Source organism: Thalassotalea sp. 1_MG-2023 (assembly GCF_030546745.1).
Classification (GTDB): domain Bacteria; phylum Pseudomonadota; class Gammaproteobacteria; order Enterobacterales; family Alteromonadaceae; genus Thalassotalea_C.
Map to the genome: position 1 here is coordinate 1 of NZ_JAUOPD010000045.1, position 8,867 is coordinate 8,867.

Sequence of the window (8,867 nt, forward strand, 5' to 3'; positions counted from 1 at the left end):
GCTAATGGTGATCTGTCGCCAGTAGAGTATGAACAAAGTTCCTTAAGAAAAGTGTCCTGATTTAGTTGCGCAGAACAGTTAGCTTTATGGCGTTAGTCATGGGCACTCATATTATAATAACTGATATGCCTAAGCGTAAATCTTATGGTGTGAAATGATTGTGAAATAAATAGGAATGAGCTTCCAATGACAGAGCAGTTCTACCGCACTAAATTAGCTATCCTTTATCAATAAATAGCTAACACTATCAAAAAGCCTACTTAAAAGACTTCTTTTCTTCAGTATGATTTTTGCTCTTCCTTTATACATAGGTGCATGATTTATGTCATAATCGTAAGTTGTTTTAAGTTGCTCTGGAAAATTAATCTTTATTAAATATCCATCTTGATCCGGCACCAAAGAAATACTTTTAACAACTCCTTTTAACTGCCCAAATTGATATGCTGGAAATGAATCTAATTCTATAAAAACTTTTTGATTTTTTTCTATTTTCCCTACTCCTCTATCTAATATTTTCATTTCACCTTTTACTCGAAATTTAAAGGGTGTTACAATTAAAACTTCTTGCCCAACTTCAACATATTGATTTCTGGACCAGTTCCTTGTGTATGAAACCACACCATCAATTGGAGAAGTGAGTACGTTTGTCTGCTTCCAATTTTGAATATGGTTTAATAATGCTATCCGCTCAATATCAATTTCATATTTCAATGCTAATTTTTGGTTATTAAATTCTAATTCATCTTTTGCTAGCTTTTGATTGATTTCGGTTAATATTAGATCGTTCTCTTTCCTTGTTATTCTTATATTTTCTATCTTTGAACGTAATTCAAGTACAGTTTGTTTAATCGAAATTAAAGTATTACCTGATACACTACCATTAACCATTAAAGAATCATGAGCCTTTAATCGTTGATTTTGCAAATTATACTGCTCTGTAGCTGTTTTAAGTTTAAATTGAAACTCCTTATCAAGTGACAGATATTTTGCCTTTAGTTTTTCAGCATTTTTTTTCTCTAAATGGATTTTATTATTCTTAAGTAAAAGTTCATATTTCAATAAAACATTTTTGAACTTATCGAAAGAAGATTGAAGATCACCCACTTTCTTATATTGATAGAATGAATTGTTACCTTTTAAAAGTTCAAAATCTCTTAACTGTTTCTCTAATAGAAGTACTGTTTGATAGTCTGCATGACTTTCCAAAACAACAATAGCTTGCCCTTTAACGACATGGCCTTTATCAGGAAAGTTTATAACATTAATATAGCCGCTTCTTTTAGCTACTAATCTTATAGGAGGTATATCTGAAGTTACCAAAATAGGGGCTTGGATAGTGTCAGGGTACCTCACATATGCTGACATGAATAGAAAGACTAAAATTGAAAATAATAAGACACCTGAACCACTTCGAATAATCCAAGACGGTTGTTTTCCGATAATTTCTGAAGCAATGTCTTTTTCATAGTTATATAACGAAGTCATATCTATGCACCTAATTCTAGCTGGTTTTTGACTAGGTTATAATAATAGCCTTGCTGTTCAGACAAGGTTTTATGGTTTCCACTTTCAACTATTTCACCTTTATTTAATACTATAATTTGATCTGCATGCTTAACAGTGCTGAGTCTATGAGCTATTACGACAACAGTTCGTCCTTTAAAGAAAGCTTGGAGGTTGTCCTGTATTGTTTTTTCATTATTAGCATCAAGTGCAGACGTAGCTTCATCCAAAAATATAAAATCAGGCTTTTTATAGATTGCCCTTGCGATTAAAACTCTTTGCTTCTGTCCACCACTAAGGGAAATCCCCTCATCACCAATTTTTGTATTGTAACCTTTTATTAAACTTTCAATTTCTTCATGTATATTGGCTGTTTTTGCAGCCATAATTACTCTTTCAAAATCAGGCTTTTCATCACTCATAGCAATATTTGCAAGAATAGTATCGTTAAAAATAAAGCCATCTTGCATAACAACACCGCAAACTTTTCTCCAAGAATCAGGGCAAATAGATGTAAGGCTTTTTTCACCAACACATATGTCACCTTTTTGAATCGTAAAAAACTTCAATAAAACTTTAAGAAGCGTAGTTTTTCCACTACCACTTGCACCTACTATCGCTGTAGTTTTGTTTTTAGGTATTACAACATTGAGAGAATTTAAAATATATAATTCATCATGTCGGGAATATTTAAAGTACAGATCTCGAATATTGATATCGCCGTCAGGGATTTTTGTGGTCAATTCAATACCAGCTTCCGACTTTTCATCAGGTAATTGTTGAACCTCACTTAGTCGTTCCATACTTATTTTTGCGTCTTGCAACATTTGGATAAAACTTAATAATTGTTCGATTGGCGCATTCAATTGCCCAAGCATATAAATTACAGCCATCATCATACCCAAGCTTAAATCACCTTGAACAACCTGATAAGCGGCCATGAAGGTTATTATTATATTTTTCCCTTCATTAAAAAATAAATTGCCCGCTTGTTGATATTGTTCAACCGCAAGTGATTTTAAATTAAACTTAAACAATCTTGATTGAATTCTTTGCCACTTCCATATATGACTTGATTCACATGTATTTAGTTTAATATCAGGCATACCAGTAATTAGTTGAAGTAAGGCATTCTGATTGTTGCTCATTTGCGAAAATTTTTGATAGTCTAATAATTTACGCTTCTTCAAAAATAAAGTTACCCAAGCAATAGAAAGGATGCTCCCTAAACCAAAAATTATAAATATTGGTAGGCTATAAATTGCCATAACAGCACCAAATACAATTAAATTTAATAAAGAAAAGAAAACATTTAATGAATGGTCGGTTAAAAAAGACTCTATTTTTTTATGATCTCCAACTCTTTGTAAGATGTCCCCTAAATTACGATTGTCGAAAAAAGAAAGTGGTAGACGGATCAGTTTAAGCAAATATTCGGATAAAACTGAAACATTCACTCTCGTTCCTAAGTGAACCAATATCCAGCCTCTTATAAATTCACTTGCAGTGCGGCTTAGAAATAAAACTAACTGAGCAAGCACAATAATATAAATGAAGTTTAAATCTTGATTCCCTATTCCATAATCTACCAATGCCTGAGTAAGAAAAGGAAAAATCAAATTAAGGATAGTGCCTAGAGAAGCGGCAAAAAATAACTGTACTAAATAGCTTTTAAATTTAAACAAATGTTCAAATATATGATGAACACCTTCTATCGGCTTATCTTCGTCATCTGGGGTACTATAAAACTCAGGTGTTGGCTCTAACAATAAAACTATGCCACTTTGCTCATCATCTCCCCAATAAGATAAAAATTCATCGTGTTTAAGTTTTAGTTTTTGTCCCTCAGGATCTGCAATAAAAACATGTTTTTTATTCGTTTTATAAACAACAACAAAGTGCTCCCCTTTCCAATGTATAATGCAAGGTAAAGGTGCCTCTTCAATCATCGTATTTAAAGAAAGTTTTAATGGTTGTGCTATAAAACCAAGCTCTTCTGCTGTTTTACAAATTCCATATAAAGTGACACCTTGCTGCCCTTTACTACACAAATCTCTGAGAACAGGTAAACCTATATTTTTGCCATAGAATTGACAAACCATTTGTAAACATGTGGGTCCGCAGTCCATTAAGTCTAGCTGCTGAATTAAAGGAAAATGTCTCACTAAAACCTCTAGATGTAAGGAAATAGGGGTTATGAATAACCCCTAAAAAATAGTTATTGGTTGCAACATTCCCACGTTGAACGATTATCCCATACAGTTTGTTCTGATGTACGAGGCTTACCACCAGCTACTTGTTTTTGCTGTTCTTTTGATAGTTTAGTGCTATCTTTTGATAAGTTCATAATAGATTTTTTATTTATTTTTAGTTTATTTATCATTTCTATATTCTCTTTGATGCGGCCTTTAATTAAATATAAATAAAGACGGCCGCGAAGCCTTTACTTATTCTTTTCACTCTTAAAATGAGCCTGTTGTTTATAGTATTTGAGAAGAAAGTCATATATACATAATTCTTGTTTACGTGCATTACCCTTCAGCATTCTATTTACATGCATATGAAGAAAGCTAGCAGCTAATTTCTCAATAGGTTCAAGTAATTTATTATTAATATTTAGTGACGCAAACTGTTCAGCTAAAGGTGTTATTAATTTAGATCTAATTGCAAAAATATCTTTTAAATGTTGGTAAAAAGGCTCACTATTTGTCATTTCTAACAAAGAAATAATGCTGTCTTTTTCACCTCTGAACTTTTGACCAAGTGAAACTCTAGTTTCAATATTCTCATTAAATTCTTGACCAAACGATCGGCGCAGGTTTGCCATAACTTTTAATTTAGAATCAAACGAAAGTTGTAAATCTTCTAATAACTGATCACACCCCCATATAACAACCTTCCATAATAAATCGTCAGAAACATTACCATTTAAGACTTCTAAGGCTAAAAGGCTGTCTGCTGTAAACACTTTTTCTGCAAGCAACATTGCTTCCTTTCCACCATAACGTGTTGTTTCTCGGGTATATGAAATAGTATTTACATCTGAAATTAACCCCAGTTCAAACAACCTGTTTAGAAGTTGAAATAACTCACCTTGTATTATATGAGCATCTTGGGGATCAACTATTTGAAGCCTTAGTCTAATATGAAATTCTGGATCATAATAACGAAGGAAAAACATTCCATTTAATTGACGTTTTACCTTTTTGTCTAACAGCCATGGCAATAAGGTGTTCACTAACAAATCTTCAGCAAAAGATTCACCACAATAAATCTTATAACACGACCATTGCTCGCCATTTAAAAATTTAGTTTGATAGTTTTCGGCTGATACGGTAACTGGAAAATAACTTTTAGGATGAATATATTCACTATTTCTTAATGGAAATACAACTTCATTAGTAAATGACATTTCCCCTTGACTAAGGGCCATACCTAATTCCAATTGCAAAGACTCTTCGATAGTAATTAAGCCGCTCTTTTTTTTGATACTTGCTAGCCACGCTCTTAGCGCTAAAATATTGTGCAAATTAATCAACAGTTTTTGGTCATAATCCTTATAAATTATATTAATTGGCAAATTATGCTTTTTTCTGAACACCTCTATACCTTTAATACAGAAGTTATTTATCAAGTTTTTAACTTCATCGTATGAAACTCTCCACTTCCTAGGAGATAAAATAAGTTTCCCTAACCTAACTCTAGGAAGATATCTCATTTCGTCTGTTATCAAAGGCATTTTAAAAAATGGCAGGGCTATATTTTGATATTGAAGAGCAGCAAGAAAACTATATATCCCCAGCGAGTTATCCCGTGTATTATGCGCACAAGATAATCGAGGCAATACTTCTTTATTATGCTTGATAGACCATAAAACAATTCGATTGTTTTGCACAAATATTTGTAGATCTTTCAACTCTATCTGGTAATCTCCTTTAACACTTGAATCAGCTAAAAATGGAATTTCGTAACTTCTAAGTTGAGGCCGAGCAATAACATTTCCTACTTTCCCTTCCGGAAAATGAACAATTTCTGCCAATATTGCATTAGGATAAAGCAACTCTTCTAATGCTAATTCTGACTGGGTCATTTTCAGTAATTTATCATTAAGATGACAAAACCTACCTAATGTATTAGCAGCAGATGGCCCTCCAAGCCCTTTTAACTCTATAAAGAGTTCTTCTTGTTTGTTTTTTATCAATGAGCCACTTAAATAATATGAAGGTGGTAATTGTAATGGAGCTGGTAGAGTTAAATTTTTTACATCATCTTTGGTTATTAGAATTTCATCTAAATTTGGACAAGTAGATATTTTAGACAAAAGTAGCTTATCAAGTTTACTTAATGAATAATTTTGTTCTGGTAGATGACCTTGAATTACTATGCGATCTAATATGGGGGTATTTAAGGTAGATTGATTTGAAAATCCTATTCCATTTTCATCGTCCAACGCTTCTAAAAAAGGAACAGCATGACCCTCATATTTTGAAACGAACCTTTCTTTGAAATCTGCAATACTATCATCAACATACACACTAATGGCAGCTAAATCTGCAAGATCACGAGTAACCCCCTTTAAATTCTTAGTATTAATTGTTAATGGAGATATACAGTGCCACAAATCAGCCTGAACACTACTTTTTGTATCAATATTCACTGGCAAGTTAGACAACTCGCCTTTAATACTTTGATAGGTATCAATATTTTGTTCTAAATTTGTGTCCAAACTATTTATTAATTTCTGACAGTTGCTTAATGTATTCGCAATTTCATCCAATTTATAACTTCGAAGAGAGTCGATCATTCTGTCACTTCTTCCTGCTTTAGTAATGGATGTAGGTAACACAACTTGTAATACATCAGCTTTTACCAACTCTTGCAAAAACTCCTGGACATATTGATGAGTTAATTCATCATCCATTTCGCAAATTTTTTCGATAACATCAGTAACTTTTACATTATTCTGACATATTTTTATTGCTATTTTGACAAAAGGGTTAATATCGATACTACTGAGACTATAAATTTGTTCTTTAGCATTATTCTGACTTTCTATATATCTAAAGCTGTTATTAATTTGATAAATTGAATCATTTGCCTTCAACTCTAATTGACAAAAATTTTTACTATCTTCTCCAATACTTTTTTTCAGTAGAAATGGGATTAACATATCCAAACGGCTTATTCGTTGGCTACTAAGTTGATGAATGTTTAAATTAGAATTCGAACTAATGCTCCCTACTGATACCCCTGAAAATGTTCCGAATGGAGTACATCGGCTATGCATTCGTATAAAATATTTTGTTAATGCAAGCTCTATTTTTTTACCTTTTTTACTTTTGGGGTTTTTGAACCAATAATTTAACCTATCGAATAATGAAGGAGAAGCTAGATAAATAGCTTCAACTGCTTCTGGTGTTTTTACCCAAGAAACTAGCTCAGCTCTTAACTCATCTTCATTACCTTGCCATTTAGATAAAATGTTTATACTTTTAACGGGAAATCGAATAAAAAAGTTATTTGAATGATTAATTTGATCTAAATATGGATTACTTAAGTTCATACTATTTTAATTTTTAGACAATAAAAGAAATTGATCCCAGCCAGACGCCTCTGGCTGAATAATTGACAATAAAGCTAACCCTATTCCTGGATACCCTATGAGTACCCCTTCACCACTATATGGCTCAGCTGTTGTTTTATGCTTACGCATTAAATTATCTAAACATTGGCCACCATTTGATTTGTCAATTAAGTAATTAGCCCAAGACAAACTTGCTTTCTGAAACTCCTGAATATTCGTTTCTTGATACAAACGGGTGTAAATTAAAGCAATGCCAGCGGCTCCATGACATAAAGAGCCATCATTTATAGATTCGCTAGTTACATCACGTTTAAGAGTTTTAATTGCTATAGCTATACCAAATTCCCTGATATTTTTTTGATTGAGTAACTTTCCCGCCTTTATAAGCAACAAAGAACTACTTAAATCTCCATAACACCAACCAAGTAAACTTGTTTTCTCGCTTGTCGAATGAGAAGAAAAGGTTGAAATATTACCATCAGCTAAACGTTGTTCTTTGAGATAGCAAACTAGCTTATTAATTGCAACTTTGCACTCTGATGTATAAACGCCGGCCTCATAAAACTTTATAAAAAGCCCTAAAACTCCTAAGTTGCCATGAGCTAAACCTAAATCGGCTTGGGGAGAAGGTAAATCATTTCTAAAAAATATTGAATCTTGGGATGACAACCAAAAGATTTTGTCTTGATGCGACTCTGAATACTTAATTAACCTTGAAAATACTTTTTGACATATTAAACTTCCTGATGGTTTGGAAATTCTATTTACGCCGTAAATGCCAATACCAACTAAACCATATAAAAGGTCAAACTCATGCTGTTCATTTTCTGAAGAGAGTATCTCCAGTAAGCAATCATCGATATCATCATTGTAATCGGTTACATCATTAACACCTACGTGATCTAACAACCAACCCAAACCCGATATACCATCAGCAAGTGAAGCATCCAAGCGGGCATCTTCTACTTTGTCAAACAAAGCGATTAATAGTCTTTCGATTAGATCATTTGGAAGGCGACTTGGATAGAATTTATTAACATTAAATAAAAATAAAATATCACTTGATAAGCCGTTAGTTAGTGAAATACTGTTATTAGCCAACTGATATTGCACTTGGGTTGTTATTGAAAACAGCAAATTCTCTATTTCATTATTTACTTGTATATTGTCAGAACAATGCTTTTGTTCAAGCAAACTTTTCGCTATTCCCTGCGTCATTATAGCAACCTAAATTATTTTTATTTTTATTTTTATTTTTATAAGTATTACACATACCCAACAACATCGATTACTTCACAAGAATTACTTAATTCCCCCTTTATGTCAATAGATTATATAATATTCACAAATTAATTAAATAGATAGAAAAATTCGACTGAGTAGATAGTAACAACAGGTTATCGTTCATTTATTGAAGATGAAATTGCATTTATTGACTAAATTAATATTGTATATTACAACCAAGTTAGGCCGCACAGTTATAACGATGGACTAACACATTAGATTCGGTCTGAGTTAAGAAATATCTTTTCGCGGAGGTAAAAAGTGAGCTTCAAATCCCTCTGTAAATTGATCTACGACCGCTGTACCGAAGAAAATTTCTGGGTTATACCATCGTCTGTGCTTTGCCACTCCATCTAAAACAAAGCGATACACTAATTGTCTTTCTGTATCTGTCATCGCTGCAACAAACATGTCCGATGTTGTAGTGGCACAATAAATTTGGCCATCTAATTAGAGGTGATAGAATCACCGCAACTGATTAGGTATTAATATGACA

The 8,867-nt window shown here is 32.6% G+C and carries 6 protein-coding genes; all 6 read right to left on the reverse strand.

Going from position 1 to position 8,867, the window contains the following annotated elements; all coding sequences use genetic code 11:
* Positions 1-213 precede the first annotated feature (213 nt).
* The 6 genes from Q4489_RS17910 to Q4489_RS17935 all read right to left on the reverse strand — a co-directional run bounded on the left by Q4489_RS17910 (position 214) and on the right by Q4489_RS17935 (position 8,767).
* Positions 214-1,485 (reverse strand): HlyD family efflux transporter periplasmic adaptor subunit, encoded by a 1,272-nt coding sequence (locus Q4489_RS17910; RefSeq protein ID WP_303483226.1) that lies wholly within the window; start codon positions 1,483-1,485, stop codon positions 214-216.
* A 2-nt stretch (positions 1,486-1,487) separates the two neighbouring features.
* A complete protein-coding gene (locus tag Q4489_RS17915) occupies positions 1,488-3,668 on the reverse strand; it encodes a peptidase domain-containing ABC transporter (protein WP_303483229.1) in 2,181 nt (726 codons plus the stop codon).
* Positions 3,669-3,721: 53 nt separating this feature from the next.
* Positions 3,722-3,886, reverse strand: coding sequence for a hypothetical protein (locus tag Q4489_RS17920; RefSeq protein ID WP_303483231.1), 165 nt, complete (start codon positions 3,884-3,886; stop codon positions 3,722-3,724).
* 60 nt (positions 3,887-3,946) lie between these two features.
* Entirely contained in the window at positions 3,947-7,066 is a 3,120-nt protein-coding gene (locus Q4489_RS17925; protein ID WP_303483233.1) for a lantibiotic dehydratase, read from the reverse strand.
* Between the two features lie 6 nt (positions 7,067-7,072).
* Positions 7,073-8,281 (reverse strand): lanthionine synthetase C family protein, encoded by a 1,209-nt coding sequence (locus Q4489_RS17930; protein ID WP_303483237.1) that lies wholly within the window; start codon positions 8,279-8,281, stop codon positions 7,073-7,075.
* A 321-nt stretch (positions 8,282-8,602) separates the two neighbouring features.
* On the reverse strand, positions 8,603-8,767 hold the full coding sequence (locus tag Q4489_RS17935) for a hypothetical protein (RefSeq protein ID WP_303483240.1): 165 nt from the start codon (positions 8,765-8,767) through the stop codon (positions 8,603-8,605).
* Positions 8,768-8,867: the final 100 nt, after the last annotated feature.